At 44.2% G+C, this 16,377-nt stretch carries 14 protein-coding genes; all 14 read right to left on the bottom strand.

Annotation, left to right across the window (positions count from 1 at the left end):
• Positions 1–21: 21 nt before the first annotated feature.
• The 14 genes from pcrA to NYE29_RS13115 all read right to left on the bottom strand — a co-directional run bounded on the left by pcrA (position 22) and on the right by NYE29_RS13115 (position 16,376).
• Positions 22–2,379, bottom strand: coding sequence for a DNA helicase PcrA (gene pcrA, locus NYE29_RS13180; RefSeq protein WP_340896346.1), 2,358 nt, complete (start codon positions 2,377–2,379; stop codon positions 22–24).
• Positions 2,380–2,442: 63 nt separating this feature from the next.
• Entirely contained in the window at positions 2,443–3,153 is a 711-nt protein-coding gene (locus tag NYE29_RS13175) for a heptaprenylglyceryl phosphate synthase (RefSeq protein WP_340896345.1), read from the bottom strand.
• Between the two features lie 265 nt (positions 3,154–3,418).
• Complete coding sequence (locus NYE29_RS13170; RefSeq protein WP_340896344.1) at positions 3,419–4,291, bottom strand: phosphatidylinositol-specific phospholipase C/glycerophosphodiester phosphodiesterase family protein; 873 nt, start codon at positions 4,289–4,291, stop codon at positions 3,419–3,421.
• An 89-nt stretch (positions 4,292–4,380) separates the two neighbouring features.
• A complete protein-coding gene (locus NYE29_RS13165; protein WP_340896343.1) occupies positions 4,381–5,781 on the bottom strand; it encodes an undecaprenyl-phosphate glucose phosphotransferase in 1,401 nt (466 codons plus the stop codon).
• The gene (locus NYE29_RS13160) at positions 5,778–6,725 is read right to left on the bottom strand and encodes a glycosyltransferase family 2 protein (protein ID WP_340899707.1); all 948 of its coding nucleotides are present in this window, start codon (positions 6,723–6,725) and stop codon (positions 5,778–5,780) included. The genes NYE29_RS13165 and NYE29_RS13160 overlap by 4 nt, the downstream gene beginning before the upstream one ends.
• 126 nt (positions 6,726–6,851) lie before the next feature.
• Positions 6,852–7,811 (bottom strand): glycosyltransferase family 2 protein, encoded by a 960-nt coding sequence (locus tag NYE29_RS13155; protein ID WP_340896342.1) that lies wholly within the window; start codon positions 7,809–7,811, stop codon positions 6,852–6,854.
• Positions 7,812–8,048: 237 nt separating this feature from the next.
• Entirely contained in the window at positions 8,049–8,909 is an 861-nt protein-coding gene (rfbD, locus tag NYE29_RS13150) for a dTDP-4-dehydrorhamnose reductase (RefSeq protein WP_340899705.1), read from the bottom strand.
• An 8-nt stretch (positions 8,910–8,917) separates the two neighbouring features.
• Positions 8,918–9,940, bottom strand: coding sequence for a dTDP-glucose 4,6-dehydratase (gene rfbB / locus NYE29_RS13145; RefSeq protein ID WP_038597188.1), 1,023 nt, complete (start codon positions 9,938–9,940; stop codon positions 8,918–8,920).
• 33 nt (positions 9,941–9,973) lie between these two features.
• Positions 9,974–10,522, bottom strand: coding sequence for a dTDP-4-dehydrorhamnose 3,5-epimerase (rfbC, locus tag NYE29_RS13140; RefSeq protein WP_340896341.1), 549 nt, complete (start codon positions 10,520–10,522; stop codon positions 9,974–9,976).
• 19 nt (positions 10,523–10,541) lie between these two features.
• Positions 10,542–11,285 carry a sugar phosphate nucleotidyltransferase gene (locus NYE29_RS13135; RefSeq protein ID WP_038597190.1) on the bottom strand — a complete coding sequence of 248 codons (744 nt, stop codon included), beginning with the start codon at positions 11,283–11,285 and terminating at the stop codon, positions 10,542–10,544.
• Positions 11,286–11,303: 18 nt separating this feature from the next.
• The gene (locus NYE29_RS13130) at positions 11,304–11,687 is read right to left on the bottom strand and encodes a GtrA family protein (RefSeq protein ID WP_340896340.1); all 384 of its coding nucleotides are present in this window, start codon (positions 11,685–11,687) and stop codon (positions 11,304–11,306) included.
• Positions 11,684–12,628 carry a glycosyltransferase family 2 protein gene (locus NYE29_RS13125; RefSeq protein ID WP_340896339.1) on the bottom strand — a complete coding sequence of 315 codons (945 nt, stop codon included), beginning with the start codon at positions 12,626–12,628 and terminating at the stop codon, positions 11,684–11,686. The genes NYE29_RS13130 and NYE29_RS13125 overlap by 4 nt, the downstream gene beginning before the upstream one ends.
• 24 nt (positions 12,629–12,652) lie before the next feature.
• Entirely contained in the window at positions 12,653–14,023 is a 1,371-nt protein-coding gene (locus tag NYE29_RS13120) for a DUF6056 family protein (RefSeq protein WP_340896338.1), read from the bottom strand.
• Positions 14,016–16,376 carry a glycosyltransferase family 2 protein gene (locus NYE29_RS13115; RefSeq protein ID WP_340896337.1) on the bottom strand — a complete coding sequence of 787 codons (2,361 nt, stop codon included), beginning with the start codon at positions 16,374–16,376 and terminating at the stop codon, positions 14,016–14,018. Before NYE29_RS13115 ends, NYE29_RS13120 begins: the two co-directional genes overlap by 8 nt.
• Position 16,377 lies beyond the last annotated feature (1 nt).

The following is a 16,377-nucleotide window of genomic DNA, read 5'->3' as shown; positions in this document are numbered from 1 at the left end:
CATTCGTTAACCGTCCCCGGATTATTCGACTTTGGTAATCGGGGCAAAACCCGCAAGCAGCCGTTTCACACCGACCGGTGCCGGAAAAGCAATCTGCAGCTCCGTGTCGTTGCCGCTGCCTTTCACGGACACAATGGTGCCGGTGCCCCATTTGCCGTGGGCTACCTTGTCGCCGGCTTTATAATCGCCTGGCGCCGCGGCCCCCGATCCCGATGCGCGCTGTGCGCCGCTTCCGGAGGTTACGGTCACGCGGCCTGCTCCGGCCGCTGACGCTGTGCTGCCGCCAAAGCCGGCGGTCCCGCCGCCTGCCGGCGCATCCCCGGCAGCGCCTACGCGGCTGCCGAAGTTCCCCCGGGCGCCGCCGGTGAAGCCACGGCCGCCATAGGCACCGCCAACCTCCGCGCCACCGCGCCGGAAGCGGTCCGAAGCAGAGCCGGTATCTTCCTTCAGCTCCTCCGGAATCTCCTCCAGGAAGCGGGACGGCGGGTTGGCCGTCGTCCGTCCGAATAGCGTGCGGCTGCGGGCACAGCTGAGGAACAGCTGTTTCTCCGCACGCGTAATGCCTACATACGCCAGCCGCCGTTCTTCTTCCAGTTCGTCATTGTCCTGGAAGGCGCGGCTGTGCGGGAATACGCCCTCTTCCATCCCGATAATAAACACGGTTGGGAATTCCAGCCCCTTCGCGCTGTGCATGGTCATCAGCACTACAGCATCGTCGCGTTCCTCCTCATCGTCATTCACACTGTCGATGTCAGCGATCAGCGCCAGATCCGTGAGGAAGGAGACCAGCGACTTGTCTTCGTTATTCTTTTCGAATTCCATCGTCACGGACAGGAACTCATCAATGTTCTCCAGCCGTGAGCGGGATTCTAGCGTATTCTCATTCTGCAGCTCCAGCCGGTATTGCGAGAGCTCCAGAATCTTCTCCGTCAGCTCCGTTACCGAGAGGAATTCGACCATCCGGTGCAGCGCTTCGATCATATCATAGAACTCCACCAGCGTATTGCGCGTCCGTCCGGCAAAGCCCAGATCGTCCACCGTCTGCAGCACACGGAAGATGGATACCCCACGTTCTGCTGCTGCTACAGCCAGCTTGCCCACAGTAGTATCACCCAGCCCCCGCTTTGGCACATTGATAATGCGCGTGAGACTGATGTCATCATCCGGATTGGAGAGCAGGCGCAGGTACGCCAGCAGATCCTTGATTTCTTTACGGTCATAGAACTTGATCCCGCCGACGATCTGATAAGGAATGTCCGATTTGATCAAAATTTCTTCTATTACGCGAGACTGTGCATTCGTGCGGTACAGGATGGCATGATTCTGGTAAGCCTGGCCCTGCTTGGCATTCTTACTGATCTCTCCGGTGACAAAATAACCTTCATCATGCTCGGAGTCGCCGCGGAACACTTTGATCTTCGGACCTTCCTCTGAATCGGTCCATAGCTTCTTCGGTTTACGTCCGGAGTTCAGCGCAATTACGCCGTTGGCTGCATTTAGTATATTGGAGGTTGAACGGTAATTCTGCTCCAGCAGAATCGTCTTCGCTTCCGGATAGTCTTCTTCGAAATTAAGGATATTCGTAATGTCTGCTCCGCGCCAGCGGTAAATCGACTGGTCGCTATCACCAACTACGCAAATCCGGTGATGGCTTTCCGCCAGCATGCGGCAAAGCATGTACTGCGCACGGTTTGTATCCTGATACTCATCCACATGAATGTATTTAAATTTCTTCTGGTAGAAATCAAGTACCTCAGGCACTTCCTTGAACAATTGGATCGTCTTCATAATTAAATCGTCAAAATCCAGCGAGTTGTTGCTTCTCAGCCGATGCTGGTACTTGGTGTACACTTTAGCAACAAGACCTTCAAAATAATCGCCAATCTTCTGCTCGTACTGCGCCGGAGTAATCAGCTCATTTTTGTTTGTGCTGATGACGGCCTGGACAGCCTTTGGCTCAAATTTCTTCGTATCGATATTCAGGTCTTTCATACAGTTGCGGATGACGGACAACTGGTCTGTAGAATCGAGAATTGAGAAATTGGAGGTGAAGCCAATCCGTTCAATATCCTTGCGCAGAATCCGTACACACATCGAGTGAAAGGTGGATACCCATATATCCCGTCCTTCTGATCCAACCAGCTTGGAGACACGGTCCTGCATCTCCCGGGCCGCCTTATTCGTAAAGGTAATCGCCAGAATTGCCCACGGCGGAGCCTTGCGGTTCGCAATCAACCAGGCAATGCGGTGGGTAAGCACCCGGGTCTTGCCGCTGCCCGCGCCGGCCATAATCAGTAAGGGCCCTTCAGTAGCTTCTACAGCCTGGCGCTGTGGAGGATTAAGCCGGCTTACGGCTTCCTGTATGTTAACAAGTTGCATGTGTGACATGCTCCTTTCTCAGTTTAAGCTTAGAATGTCAAGAGCAGCGCTATCTCAAACCTGCTACTCCCAATGCATCTGCTGGGTCTTCTTTACCGCCTGCACGGTGAGCAGTGCTTGCTGTATATCCTGGTAAATAATATTCCCGACCACTACGGTGTCGCAGAGGGCAGCTGCCTGCTCAGCCTCAGCCTCGCCGGTAATCCCCCCCCCGTAAAACAGCTGGCTGTTCTCCACCATCTCTCTTACCAAACGAACCGTCTTCATATCACCGAACATGCCGCTGTATTCAAGATACACTACCGGAAGCTGCATCAGCTTGTCCGCAATCTGGGCATATGCCGCAGCCCCCTCGGCACTAAGCGAATGGTCTGCACCCGTAAGGCGTGCTACGGAAGAATCTCCATTCAGGACAATATATCCTTCGGCCAGCAGCAGTTCCCACGGAATCAGACTTCCGTAACGTTGAATGGCTTTGCGGTGTTGGCCAATAATCCAGGCCGTGTCTGGCGTATTAAGCACCATAGGAATCATATACAAATCAAAGCCGGGAACGACTGCCTCCAGATCCGAAATCTCCAGTGCGCAAGGCAGCTCATAACGCCGCAGCCGGTTCAGCAGATCAATAGTATTCTCATAAGTCACACCGGTGGAGCCCCCAACCAAAATCGCATCGGTTCCGGACAGGCAAATGGCCTCCAGCTCAAGGTCTCCGAGCTCACGGTCCGGATCGAGCTTAAAAACATGCCGCCAAGGCTGTATCAGTTGCCGCATCATATTCATCAATCGTCCATCTCCATCATTCATCTAGCAAGCCAAATACACTCCCGCTACCGCAAAAAGCCGTAACTCTAGTCTATGCCAGCGCTAAGGGGAGTGTCAATTTAAAGAGCGAAAAAATGCGAACATTTTTTCGCCTTTTTATAATATAAGAATTCATTGTTGTATGCTATAGATCAGTCTTATCTTTCTGGCAGAAACTATGCTTAAGTGCAGCGTTCATCGAACAATGATTGCTCATCATCACCACTGCCGGCTGCTAGTTTCGCCCCAGACCTCTGAGTCTGTCCATGTCATCTTCAGAAACGAAATCGGTATAGAACCCGTCCACACCCAAACGGGACAGCTGGACGATTTCTTTCTCATCATTAATCGTATGCACATAGACGCGGGCACCGGCCCCTTTCAGCTTTTGCACAAAGCTCTTGGTGGCCCTGTCGTCAGACATGGTGATGTCCGCCCCGGTTTCCTTGACGAATTGAGTCACCACTTCATCACTGTCCTCCGATTGATATAACGTATAAATGACTTCCGGGAAGACATGCACCTTACGGATCATATCCAACATCTCACGACTGTAAATCTGCGGCACAATCCGCTTCAGCAGCGATGGCTCCCTGCGCTCAGCTGCCTCGACAATCACTTCGAATTGCTGTGTGACCAGCTCCGCTTCAACCTCCTTCGTATCGGTTACGATATAGGCATCCGGATAAGCCATCATCAAATCCATGATCTTCTCAATATCAGCCGGCGAGTATAGGCCCAGAATCGGACTGTCCATAAATTCGGCATAATCCAGTACTTCCCCTTGCTTGTCAGCAGGAAGCACTTCCTGCTGTCCTAACTGCTTAGTCATATCCTTTGACCACTCATGACGGGCCACTAGTTTCTGATCCCCCGTGAACAGCAGATCGGCTTCAAATACACGTGTTCCCTGCTCATAATTGGCGATAAAACCTTCAACAGCATTGGTATAGGCATGCCCGTTGATGCCACCCATTGCATGGGCAACAACCCGGTGGGCTGCAAAGCCGGCGACCGGCTCTTTATCTTCCGGTATCAGCGTAATCGCAAGCAAAAGTACTATTGCTATAACCATGATGACTGATGCAGTACTCTTTTTGTTATCCATTATAGTAGGTTTCCTTTGCAAAAGTTGGAGTATAAAAACAAAAAACGGCTGTGGCCTTGGGTAAGGATAACAACCGTTTCTATGTGAAATTAGTAGGCATTTTTAAATCCGTTGCGAATCGTTCTGACAATAATCCGGATGTCAAACAGCAATGACCAATTTTCAATATAGAAAATATCATGCTTAATCCGTTCTTCAATCGAGGTATCCCCACGCAGACCATTGCTCTGTGCCCATCCGGTAATACCCGGACGCACATGATGCTTCACCATATACTTAGGGATCTCTCCCCGGAACTGCTGCACAAAGAACGGCCGTTCCGGGCGGGGCCCTACCACACTCATATGCCCCAGCAGCACATTAAAAAATTGCGGCAGCTCATCTAGACTGGTCTTGCGGATAAAACTTCCGAAGCGGGTGCGCCGCGGATCCTCCCGCGTACTCCAGCCTGTATCTTCTTCGCCGTCCTGCTGCATTTTCATCGAGCGGAACTTATACATCATGAAATTATGCCGGTTAAGTCCTACACGTTCCTGCTTGAAGATGACCGGGCCAGGAGAAGTCAGGCGAACACCAAGGGCCACTATGAGCATTACAGGCGACATTACAATAATTGCGAACAGCGAAAAAATAATATCAAACAACCGCTTGGCCAGCTTATTCCCAGTCATATCCAGAGGAATATCACGGACATTAATCATTGGCATTCCGGCAAAATTATCAAAATAAGGACGCGCCGGCAGGTAGTCGAAGAAATCCGGAATAATCAGCGTCCGCACCCCCGCCTTTTCGCAGGCGGCAATAATGGCAGGATACTTGGAGTGGGCATCAAGCGGAAGCGCCAGAATCACCTCGTCTACCGGCAACAGCTCCAGCATTCCAGCCAGTTCATCCACCTTGCCGAGAATTGGCTTAAAGCGCCGGTCCTCTATCCCGTCCCATTCCTGAAAATCATCAAGAAAACCAATGGTCTCATATCCCAGCTCCGGATACTGCACTAAATTATTATAAAATCGTTTGCCGAGCGAGCCCGCACCGATAATCAGCACGAATTGACGGTTAAAGCCTTTTTCACGGAGTGATTTCAGCATCGTCTTCAGCACATAACGGTAAAGCATGATGGAGAGAATATTAAAACCCATATATATGGCCAGATACTGACGGGAAACGTCGATTTCCTTCAGGAAGAACATCAGGCCAAGCAGGATAAAGACTGCCATGATATGCACCTGAAATATTTTGAGGAATTCATCGACAAAACGTTTCTTACGCTTCGGCAAATACAGGGAAAGCACAATCCCTATAAATACGGAAATCACACCATAAATAAGGCTCCAATAGGCATAGGATTCAACCGGAAGCGTATTATAGGATTCCAGCCAGCCACTCTTGAACTTCAGCCACCAGGCCCCCAGAAAGGAGATTTGGATAATCAGGAAGTCGGCAACCATATAGAGTTGTGTTAAAAACCTCTGATTACGGCGAATCATAATCTCACCTCAGCATTCGTTTCATTGCGTGGACCTGCTTCTCCGGAATCCGCAAGGCTCTGTGCCGGTGAAGAAACCACGCGTGAAGACTTTAACATATTGCGGACAAGCGAAAGGGTGAACTTTACCCCGACTCCGGCATACACCGCTCCATTAATCATACTGTTGTACCTCTTGCTATAATGCTTGCGATGAAATAAAATCATCGCTCTGTGAAACTCATAGACAATTTTAAATGGCCTGCGCCGCGCGCTGCCGCCTTTTAGATGCACGATGGAGGTCTGCGGATAGTAATAGATCCCCCACCCGGCTTCTTTAATCCGGAAGCACCAATCCAAGTCTTCACCATACATAAAGAACTCTTCATCCAGACCGCCGACCTGCTCGATCGTCGCCCGCCGCACCAGCATAAAAGCCCCGACTAGACAGTCTACCGGGTAATCCAAATCTGGATCCAAATAACCTAACTGGTAGCCGTTGAATCTGGGCCGATCGGGAAACAGCTTACTGAAACCAAAAGCATAATAAAAGGATGCCGAAGGCGTCGGAAATCCTCGCTTGCAGGCCTTGTCCAGCGATCCATCCGGCATAATCACCTTGCAGCCCGAAGCGCCAAGATCCGGACGGCTGTCCATAAAGGAAACCATCGTCTCCAGCGTATCCTTCCTCACTACCGTGTCGGAATTGAGCAGCAGCACATAACGTCCGGAGGCCGCCTCCATCCCCTGATTATTACCCCGGGCGAAACCAACATTCTCAGAGTTGGCAATCAGCAGCACATCCGGGAATTCCTTGCTGATCAACTCGACAGAATGATCACGGGAATTATTATCTATTAAAATGATCTCATAGGAATAATTAGTTACCGAGTCATATACCGACCTAATACAGTCCATCGTCAGGCCGCATGTGTTGTAATTTAAGATTAATATACTGACATCTATATTCACTTCACTACGCTCCTGACTAATATAGTAATCTACCGACAACTATTATAACATAAAAACCTCCCTGATAGGCGCAGCCTAATTAGGGAGGTTTTTACAGATTTACTGTGCCGGTAAATTACCTTACTCGTCCGATTTCCTGGATGCTTTATTTTGTATATATCGCCGTTTCTGTTTAAGATGTCTCCATTGCTTAAAAAAAGCAGACCAGGCCTTTAGCAATTGGCGTTCCTTAAGCAGTGTATAACCGTGTGCGGCAAGTTCATACGGCAGTGAATACAGCAAAGTGAGAAGCAGCGTGCCGGCAGGTTCGTTCTTGTAAATCATCTTGTAGCGGTTAATATACGAAATCCGCCTAATGAACATCGGTTTGCTGTCCCTGCCGGAAGGTTTCCAGCCACGTTCGTGGTAGCCTATGGCTTCTGCTTCAAAGTAAGCCAACCAGCCGAACAGCCCAGCCCGCCATGCCACGTCCACATCCTCCTTATAGGCGAAGAAATCCGCATCAAAGAACTCCCCCTCAACGCTGATATCTTCAATCATCCGGCGCGAATACATCGCTGCAGCGCCGGATACGCCAAATACGAAACCAGATTCCGACCAGTCTGTGGAGGGATCTCCTGCACCACGGTCAAAGGCACGCCGGGCTCTATTCATCCGCAGCCCTGTGCTGTCCACAAGGGAGTGATCAGCTTTGAGCAAAAGCTTGCCGGTAGTGCTGCCAATACGCAGATTTGATTCCATCTGCAAGATAAGCCTGGAAATATAACTGTTCTCAAGCGTCAGATCCGGGTTAAGCACGAGTACATAATCTGTATCCGTTGCCGCCAGGGCCTGGTTATGGGCGGGGGCGAAGCCAGTATTGATCACATTTTCTATGAGAACAAGGGAAGGAACCCCGGCCTCTTCGATCTTTTGATAAAACTCCTTCACTCTATCCACGCATCCGTCTGTTGAGGCATTATCCACCACCACAATCTGCTTCACCGGATAATCCTGGGCGAGTACTGCCGTCAGACAATCAATAATATCATCCGCACTGTTAAAGGTAACAATATGTACACTGACTGTTTTGTTATTCATAAATATCCTCGGATTCTTGAATTCATTTTGGTTCTGAAGCTGTTAAACATTATTATAACGAAAACAACAGGTTGCGGCTACGTTACCCTGGAATGATGACATCCCTTGGAGAAGGAATAAAAAGTGGAATTTTAGCCATGGTGTCAGCACTTTGTAATGTGTTAATATGAACAGTCGTTACTGCAGCAAAAAGCTCCCGACCGTCGATGACGGTTCAGGAGCTTAGTTTGCGCTTATCTATTTCAGTTCCAGCAAAAAGTCCCTCAATCCAGCCCGCCAAGGCCGGATATCTTCAAACCCGTTCGTGCGGATAGACAGATGCTCCATTACCGAATTGCGCGGACGTGGTGCCGGGCGTGGAAAATGTTCTGTAGCACACGGCTCTAGCTTTGCTGTGAATTTCAGACCCAGAATATCTTCTGCCTCAGCGAAAATCGCCTGTGTAAACTCATACCAGGTGCAGAACTCACTGTTAGAGGCATGATAAATTCCGTACTTCTCCGTTTGAATCAGCTCAAGCAGGAAACGGGCCAAATCTACGGTGTAGGTAGGTGAGCCTTGCTGGTCGTCTACCACCTGCAGCAGCGGCTTCTCCTGTCCCAGCTTCAGCATTGTTTTTACGAAGTTGTTGCCGTACTTGCCATATACCCATGATGTACGGACGATGAAAAATTTCGAGGACAAAGACTGCACTAGGATTTCTCCTGCCCGCTTTGACTTCCCATAAATACTTTGCGGATCCGTATTATCATATTCATGATAAGGCTGAGTTCCCATGCCATCAAAAACATAATCCGTACTAATGTATACCAGCTTGGCTCCGGATTTCTCCGCAGCCAGTGCTACATTGCGGCTTCCGGTGGCATTAATCAAATAGGCGGCATCCACATCGGTTTCCGCAACATCCACCGCTGTATGGGCGGCACAATGAATGACAGCATCCGGACCGAACCCGCTGATGACCTCAGTACATTGATCGAGATCTGTAATATCCATCTCCTGACGGTCACAGCCTAGAACCTCATGTCCTTGCTGCTGCAACAAAAGTACAAGGTCCTGCCCCAACTGCCCAGCGGAACCCGTAACCAATACTTTCATCTTCGACATTACAGGGAATCCCCCAAACGGCTGCCATACTGAAGTTCGGCATATTTCTGGTATTCACCGGATTGAATACGGGTCCACCACTCTTTATTGTTCAAATACCATTGAATGGTTTCTTTAATGCCCGTTTCAAATGTATGCTTTGGCTTCCAACCTAACTCGTTCGTAATCTTAGTTGGGTCGATGCCATAGCGGCGGTCATGTCCGGGACGATCCTGCACGTAAGTAATCAGAGAATCCGGTTTGCCCAGTTCCTGCAGCACAGTATTCACTATATGCACATTTGTGCGCTCATTATTGCCGCCAATATTATAGACCTCACCGTTTACCCCTTCGTGAATAACCAGATCAATTGCGCTGCAGTGATCTTCTACATACAACCAGTCACGGATGTTCATTCCATCACCATAAACCGGCAGTGCCTGGTCAGCAAGCGCACGGGAAATCATAAGCGGGATCAGCTTCTCCGGAAATTGGTATGGCCCGTAGTTGTTAGAACAGCGGGTGATATTAACCGGCAACCCAAAGGTTTCGTGGTAGGCGCGCACAAGCAAATCTCCGCCCGCTTTGCTGGCGGAATAAGGACTGTTTGGAGTGAGTGGAGTTTCTTCAGTAAAGAGTCCCGTAGCTCCTAACGTTCCATACACCTCATCTGTAGACACTTGAACAAATTTGGTCACACTATATTTCTTTGCTGCATCCAACAGCACCTGTGTGCCGAGCACATTTGTCTTTACAAACACATCCGGCTCCAGAATACTCCGGTCCACATGTGATTCCGCCGCGAAGTTGACTACGATATCGACTCCCTGGCTGAACAGTGTGTCCATCGCCTCTACATCCGTAATGTCCGCTTTAGCAAACGTATAATTCGGATTGCCCTCCACCGACTTCAAATTCTCCAAATTCCCCGCATACGTCAGCGCATCCACGTTCACGATCTGGTAATCCGGGTGCTGCTGCAGCATGTATATTACAAAATTGCTGCCGATAAATCCGGCCCCGCCGGTAACGAGCAGTTTCATATGTTAGCCCACCTTTTATTCATTGAATAGTATTTAATCGAAATTGAGCTCTGCATCCTTAAGCAAAGGATGGCGCCCATCTTTGTCCGACAGGACTGGAGTTGACACCGGCCAGTCAATGCCAAGTGCCGGATCACTCCATAATATGCCGCGGTCGTTCTCGGGGGAATAATATTGGTCCACCTTGTATAACACTTGGGTGTTCGGCACCAGCGTACAAAACCCATGCGCAAAGCCCTTTGGCACCAGCAACTGACGTTTATTATATTCACTGAGAATTACCCCAACCCACTGTCCGAATGTTGGAGAATTACGGCGAATATCAACAATAACGTCATAAATCACACCGGATAAAACTCGAATAAGCTTGGTCTGCGCTTTCGGATTCAATTGGTAGTGCAATCCTCTAAGTACTCCAACCTCAGAAGAGAGTGATTGATTGTCCTGGATGAACTTATAGTTCACTCCTGCCTCATGCATTAATTCTTCATTATAGCTCTCCATAAAAAAACCCCGGTTGTCGCCATGAACCACCGGCTCAAGGATGCATGCACCCTGTAATTGTAAGGCTGTAGCTTTCATATGATAGCGCCCTCCAAATCTATAGTTTCAATTTACCGAATTCCTCACCAAACGTAATCTCTTGAGCTAAACCGTTAGCTTTTGCCAGTGAAACATGGGTACCTGCATCCGTCCACCAACCTTGAAGAACATCGAAAGTTAATTCTCCTCGATTAATATATGCATTATTCACATCAGTAATTTCCAATTCTCCGCGCGCTGAGGGAGATATAGTTTTAATGATCTTAAACACTTCGCTATCGAACATATATATCCCTGTCACAGCATAATTGGATTTAGGAGTCGCGGGCTTTTCTTCAATCGAAACAATACGATCACCTTCTAGTTCAGGCACACCAAATCTTGAAGGATCAATAACTTCCTGAATCAATATCTTAGCTCCAGCTTTCTGTTCACGAAAATTATCAACGAATGGTGCAATATCATCCTCAAATACATTATCTCCAAGAATAACGATCATTTGATCTTGTCCAACGAATTGCTCCGCCAAATCCAGAGCCTGAGCAATCCCACCTGCTTCATCTTGTACTTTATAGGTGAAGGTAACACCCATTTCTCTGCCGCTTCCTAATAAATTCACGACGTCGCCCATGTGTTCCTTGCCTGTAACGATAAGAATATCTTTTACATCCGCCTGCTTTAATTTATAAACAGAGTGGAAGATCATCGGATATTTGCCTACAGGTAATAGATGCTTATTTGTAACTTTAGTTAAAGGGTAGAGGCGTGAACCAGTGCCTCCAGCTAGGATTATGCCTTTCATGAGTTTACCTCCCTATTTCTATTTGAATATTAGTTTTTTACTAATTAAATAATTCAATACTATTACAATTATATTAGTTATGACTTTTGCTATCATAACATCCATTGATATATAATTGATGAGCAAAATCATACTTACCAGATCAATAATATAAGAAAATATCCGAAGAATAAAAAACTGATTAAACTCCTTCAAAGTTGACTTGGGTTTATTTTCTGTACTTTTAAAAACGTATTTTTTATTAGTAATAAATGCAAATAGTACTGAAATCACCCAAGCTATCGTAGTTGATATTTTAAAATCAAAGCCGCTTTTACTCAAAACATAAAAAATCGATATATTTACTACCGTTGTCAAAATCCCGAAAATAATATAACTACATACCTCTTGATACTTTTTCATTCCGCTAATCTTTTCGCATCATTATACTCATTAACAAAATATAACGGTCGCTTCTTAGTCTCATTAAATATTCTCCCTAAATACTCGCCTATAACTCCCAATGACAAAAGCTGTATTCCCCCCATAAACAACACTATGGTCATTAATGATGGATAACCAGCTACACTTTCACCGTAAATTAGTGTCTTGAAGACAATCCATACGATATAAATAAAAGCAAATAATGAAATAGCAAATCCAAACAGGGCCGATAAACGAAGAGGTTTAGTAGTGAAAGATGTAATACCTTCTATAGCTAAATCAATTAATTTTATATAATTCCACTTGGTTTTTCCAGCTGCCCTTGCATCTCTATCAAATAGAATCTCCTTTTTCTTGAAGCCAATCCAACTAAACATCCCCTTTGTATAACGTTGGGTTTCCCGCATTTGCTTTAAAGCCTCAATACACCTTCTATCTAACAACCGAAAATCTCCGGTATTCGGTTGAATAGGAATACTTGATATTTTTTGAAGTAAGCTGTAAAAAAGTGACGATGTAGACTTCTTTAACCATGTTTCTCCAGCCCTAGTTCTCCTTTTTGCATACACATCTTCGAATCCATCCTGCCAGTACTTGATCATTTCTGGTATTAATTCTGGAGGATCCTGTAGGTCTGCATCGATAATGATAACTGCGTCACCCTTGGCATAATCAAAGCCTGCCATCATTGCAATTTCCTTACCAAAATTCCTTGTCAAATCCACAAAAGAAATTCTAGGGTCATTTTTTCGCAAAGCTTTAATAATACCTAAAGTATTGTCGGTACTACCATCATTAACTAAAAGGACCTCAAATTCAAACCTAGGTAGGCTCTCAAAAACAGCCAGTAGTCTTTCGTATAAGGTGTATAGCACTTCTTCTTCGTTATAAGCAGGAATTAGAATTGTTATCTGATTCATTACGTATCTCCCAATTCTATTACTCTACAATACAGGAGTGTAACCATGGATTACCCAACTGATAAAGAGCGTAAGTATATTTATTGCAGAAAAGGTACAAAGGATAATCCAAGTGATTTTAAAATTCAATAAATTGAATCTAATAAATAATTCAATAACAACTAACATAATTAAAACTGCAGCAACAGTTAACACTCTATTTCCTGAAGCATAAATTGTAGGTGAAGCAAACATGACCACCATGGTAGCCAGTGATGCCAACAAAGTTAAAATAATAAATAAATTTCTATCGGTAATAATAAAAATAATGTAACAAAGGATAATAAAATATATTCCCCAAAATACATATGGGATAAATGAAGCTAAAAAATCAAGATTCATTCTCCAAATATTCAAAACACTTCCACTGAAATCAAAATTCTTGATAGCCGTAAAATCGTATAGTAACGACGTTGAACCTTTGATTATTGCCGAAAAGATAACTACCAAAAACATACAAGTGAAAATGTTCATTATGCCGCTTGGGATTATTTTAATCTGTTGATTCTTTTTATAGATTGCTGCAATAGAAATTGCAGAAATCAATAAAATTATATACTTTATCTCTATGGTGAATTTGCTAAAGAACCAAATTACTCCAATATATAGATGGTCCTTAATCGACAATAGATCAAAGCCAGGAAACCAAGTAGCAGTTTCAGCAATAAATCGTTTATCGTTGCCTGGTGCCAGAAAAAGAATAAGTAAGCCCATCACATAAATAATTGCTAAGAATACTAATTTACAATTGCCATTTTTCTTTATAAAAAAAGAATGAATGATTGAAATAATAGCAAAAGAAATTAAACACAGCGCTACTTGTTCATTGCTACTGGCGGATAGAAAACCAATTATGCCACTTAAGACTAGTTTGGTATTTCCATTCTTGACTCCGTCTCTTAATGTGTAGTCAGCAAAAGGTACCAATGCGAATAAAGCCCCGCAAATAGGCCATAGATAGTTCATAGATCCAGTAATCCATAAGAGTCCAGAACTCAGTATACTATGACTAAAAAAGCCTAACAACAGGATTGCTGTCAATATTTCTCGAAATTGCACCTTTTCTTTAACAATCCTCACAATTAAATATGCTAATGAAATAATCATAAAAGCATTTATAATTCTCCACATCCACGTTCTTCCATCTAAAAAGAAGTATAATGCTGCTTCAACTGGCATTCTTCCAGACCACTCATTATACCGAAAATTTAAGTAGTCCAGGAATGAATATTGATCTGATATATCACGGAACCAAGTATCGTCACCTGGGGCAACTTTAATTATTAAAAGAAAAGAGTACACGCATATAAATAAACCTGCTAATTTAATAAAGAAGTGCTTATTGTTATCAACCACTGTACTCTCCCTTTACTTCCATTTGTTTTAGCTTATTTTTTCTGTTTACTCCGATGTTGTTAATATACACACTTGCAGGTTCCCCAAGAGAAAAATCTTCTCTGTCTTTTGTTAGATTCGGATTATAAGCAGGATCATTATCAAGAACACTTGACCACTGTCTTTTTATCCAATTAATTTCCTTCAGGAATCGTGCCTGCTTCTCTGGAGTATCTTCGTAGCCTCTGCTTTTTGATTCATAATGAAATAACTTCACTTGAGGCAGCCATAGATTATTATAGCCTTTACTCCATACTTTCAGACAGAAATCAACATCATTAAATGCTACTTGCAACTCCTCCTCCAACCCTCCAACTTCAAGAAATATCTCTTTACGAATCATCAAACAGGCTGCAGTTACCGCAGTGTAATTAGATATTACTTTCAACCTTCTAAAGTAACCAGGATTTTCAGCAGGGAAATGCTTATGACTGTGACCTGCCACCCCTCCTAAGCCTAGGACTACCCCCCCATGCTGCAATAACTCATCTGGATAATACAGACAAGCACCAACGGCTCCGATCTCAGGACGAATAGCCTGTCCTGCCATATCAGTCAACCAATTTTCAGATATTACTTCTACATCATTATTCAGTAATAGTAGTAACTCGCCCTCTGCTTTAATAGCACCAAAGTTGTTTAACTTAGAATAATTAAAAGGAATATTTAATGGCCAAACTCTAAAGCGGGATTTCTCATTTTCTTCCCAATAACTATAAAGATTAAAAACTTCAGGATCATCACTACCATTATCAATAATTAAAACCTCGAAATTTTCATAAACTGTTTTTTCAAAGATAGATTCCAAACATTTTTGGAGAACTGACACCATATTTTTTGTAGGAATAATAATTGAAATTTTAGGATTCCCTACAGGTATATATCTTGTTAAATAGATATTGGACTCATCTTCTATTGATTCAACTACCGCTTTAATGCCTCTTCTTTCAACTGCGCTTTCCAGTGCCTTAAGACCAGCAATATGCGTATAATCTTTTGAGCCTGTGTTAGACGCTGTAGAGTTAGGAATCGTTCGCCAATGATACAGTATTTTTGGAATATGGAATATTCTATCCGTTAACTCAGAAACTCTTAACATTAAGTCAAAGTCTTGACTACCTTCATATCCAGCTCTAAAACCCCCAAGCTTATCTATTAATGACTTCCGATATAAAGTTAAGTGGCAGATATACATCTGAGACATTAGCAAATCTGGAGACCAGTCAGGCTTAAAAAAGGGTGAAAAGCGTTCACCTTCCGTTGAGATTTTATCCTCATCACTATAAATAACATCAGCTTCAGGATGAACATTTAATAGTCTGACATTTTCATACAATGCATCAACAGTCAATTCATCATCGTGATCTAACAAAGCAATAAATTCACCTGTTGCTAGTTCTAATGATGAGTTAGACGATCTAGATATATGTCCGTTTTCAGACCTATAAACAACCTTTATTCTAGAATCTTGCTTGACATACTCTTGTAAAACTTTCTTTATGTGATTTTTAGTTGAAGCATCATCAGAAATACATAATTCCCAATTATAATAATATTGGTTGATAACTGAATCAATGCACTTTCTAAGCCAAATCTCATCAACATTATAAACAGGCAAAACAATAGATATAAGAGGTTTATAGGAGAATTGTTCGATATTATTCTTTATTTCCTCAATCTCAGAATCCATTAGTTTATTTTTTTCAATCCATGAGTCATACCCACTAACAACATTATTGGTGTTAATGTCCAGATTTCTTTTGACTCTAAGCCAGAGTGATGCAACCCCTTCATTCCTGCAAATGTTGACTACTTTACTAAAGATCATGCCAATATGCTTATATCCAATACCTCTTTGTTTTAGAAAATTCCGAAATGAGGCTATTAGTAAAGAGATTCTACTTATTCTTCTTATTCTTAAATTATCAAAATAAAATTCCGCTTTGCCCTCTCCTGGATCCAGTCTTATCCCCTTTGTATTAGGAGGTACATGTAAAAACGTTTTATAACTCACTTTTCCACTAGGTATCCCTGAGAAAATGACACTTTTCTCTTCGGAGTATCCATCTCCATCGTCCCAATATAGCTTTAGGGGGATATAATTATCCGATATCGAGTCCCAAGACAACCTATTCCATCCACTAATGATTTTGCCGTCTAGTAAGAAGTATGGATCATCACCCACTGAATTCCAATTCCCATTCTCTATTTTCACTATATCATTGACTGGGTCCAGCTTTATTTTGTTTGTAATACCAAAACAACCAATAATAAAGTACCATATATTCATAGCTTTCTCAGAAAAAAAAGGCATC

This window comes from Paenibacillus sp. FSL M7-1046 (assembly GCF_038007405.1).
Classification (GTDB): domain Bacteria; phylum Bacillota; class Bacilli; order Paenibacillales; family Paenibacillaceae; genus Paenibacillus_AQ.
This window is presented reverse-complemented; position numbering and strand designations above follow the sequence as displayed.

Excerpts from the sequence above, each read along its gene's own strand:
- pcrA (WP_340896346.1), bottom strand. The coding sequence starts at position 2,379 with ATGCAACTTGTTAACATACAGGAAGCCGTAAGCCGGCTTAATCCTCCA.
- NYE29_RS13175 (WP_340896345.1), bottom strand. The coding sequence starts at position 3,153 with ATGCGGCAACTGATACAGCCTTGGCGGCATGTTTTTAAGCTCGATCCG.
- NYE29_RS13170 (WP_340896344.1), bottom strand. The coding sequence starts at position 4,291 with ATGGATAACAAAAAGAGTACTGCATCAGTCATCATGGTTATAGCAATA.
- NYE29_RS13165 (WP_340896343.1), bottom strand. The coding sequence starts at position 5,781 with ATGATTCGCCGTAATCAGAGGTTTTTAACACAACTCTATATGGTTGCC.
- NYE29_RS13155 (WP_340896342.1), bottom strand. The coding sequence starts at position 7,811 with ATGAATAACAAAACAGTCAGTGTACATATTGTTACCTTTAACAGTGCG.
- rfbD (WP_340899705.1), bottom strand. The coding sequence starts at position 8,909 with ATGAAAGTATTGGTTACGGGTTCCGCTGGGCAGTTGGGGCAGGACCTT.
- rfbB (WP_038597188.1), bottom strand. The coding sequence starts at position 9,940 with ATGAAACTGCTCGTTACCGGCGGGGCCGGATTTATCGGCAGCAATTTT.
- rfbC (WP_340896341.1), bottom strand. The coding sequence starts at position 10,522 with ATGAAAGCTACAGCCTTACAATTACAGGGTGCATGCATCCTTGAGCCG.
- NYE29_RS13135 (WP_038597190.1), bottom strand. The coding sequence starts at position 11,285 with ATGAAAGGCATAATCCTAGCTGGAGGCACTGGTTCACGCCTCTACCCT.
- NYE29_RS13130 (WP_340896340.1), bottom strand. The coding sequence starts at position 11,687 with ATGAAAAAGTATCAAGAGGTATGTAGTTATATTATTTTCGGGATTTTG.
- NYE29_RS13125 (WP_340896339.1), bottom strand. The coding sequence starts at position 12,628 with ATGAATCAGATAACAATTCTAATTCCTGCTTATAACGAAGAAGAAGTG.
- NYE29_RS13115 (WP_340896337.1), bottom strand. The coding sequence starts at position 16,376 with ATGCCTTTTTTTTCTGAGAAAGCTATGAATATATGGTACTTTATTATT.